This is a genomic window from Acinetobacter sp. 22301 (assembly GCF_052045285.1).
GTDB classification, from domain to species: Bacteria; Pseudomonadota; Gammaproteobacteria; order Pseudomonadales; family Moraxellaceae; genus Acinetobacter; species Acinetobacter pittii.
Genome location: NZ_JBQEOR010000027.1, coordinates 1 through 804, shown reverse-complemented (window position 1 = coordinate 804; position 804 = coordinate 1). Strand labels below are relative to the sequence as shown.

Genomic DNA, 804 nt, shown 5'->3' with positions numbered 1-804 from the left:
CTGAACTGCACCCCATAAGTTAGACTTTTAAAACTTATGAGGTGTGCTCTATGCCAATTCCGAAGCATTCAAAAGAGTTAAAATTAAAAGTCATTCAAGCTTATTTAGAGGGAAGTAAAGGATATAAAATCCTTTCACAAGAATTTAATGTAGATCTCCAAACCATCCGCTTATGGATTGAAAACTATAAGGCACAAGGTGAAGATGGCCTGAATGTTAAAACTAAAAAAACCTACTACTCTTCCGAATTTAAAATCAAGGCTGTACAAATGCTTCTTGATAAGATACCGGTAAGAGAAGTTAGAAGACGGTTAAATCTGAGCGGGACGTCAATTTTAAGAAGGTGGCTAGCTCAGTATCATAAAGAAGGGATTGCTGGGTTTAATACCACGAGGATTTATACCAATATGCTTAAACAAGATAAAACTAAAATAACCAAGTCTGTAAAAGATGACAAAGATAAATCTCAGCAGGAGCTCATTGATGAAGTGACCGCTTTACGAGCAGAGGTTGCCTTTTTAAAAAAGCTAAAAGCCTTAAAACTGAAGCAACGTACCTAAATTCAATTTCTACTGCAGACAGTGTTCAAGTTATTTCAGAATTAAGGCAAATTTATCCATTAAAGCTCTTACTCAGTATTGCCAAGATCGCTCGTAGTACTTATTTCTATCACATGAAAGCTGTACGCTCTAAGGATAAATATACTGAGTTAAAACAGCAGATCAAGTCCATATATCACAAGCATAAGGGATGCTATGGCTATCGTAGAATTACTCTTGCTCTGAAAAGTACAGGAATAATAAT

2 protein-coding genes are annotated in these 804 nt (G+C 35.4%); both read left to right on the top strand.

Going from position 1 to position 804, the window contains the following annotated elements; all coding sequences use genetic code 11:
- The first annotated feature begins 50 nt into the window (after positions 1-50).
- Positions 51-560: a helix-turn-helix domain-containing protein gene (locus tag ACTJJH_RS18355; RefSeq protein WP_002120495.1), complete on the top strand. Its 510-nt coding sequence runs from the start codon at positions 51-53 to the stop codon at positions 558-560.
- Positions 561-673: 113 nt separating this feature from the next.
- A partial coding sequence (locus tag ACTJJH_RS18350) for an IS3 family transposase (protein WP_440601573.1) occupies positions 674-804 on the top strand: 131 nt, incomplete at its 3' end.

Bases quoted from the DNA above. Each gene is read 5' to 3' on its own strand.
- ACTJJH_RS18355 (WP_002120495.1), top strand. From the start codon at position 51: ATGCCAATTCCGAAGCATTCAAAAGAGTTAAAATTAAAAGTCATTCAA.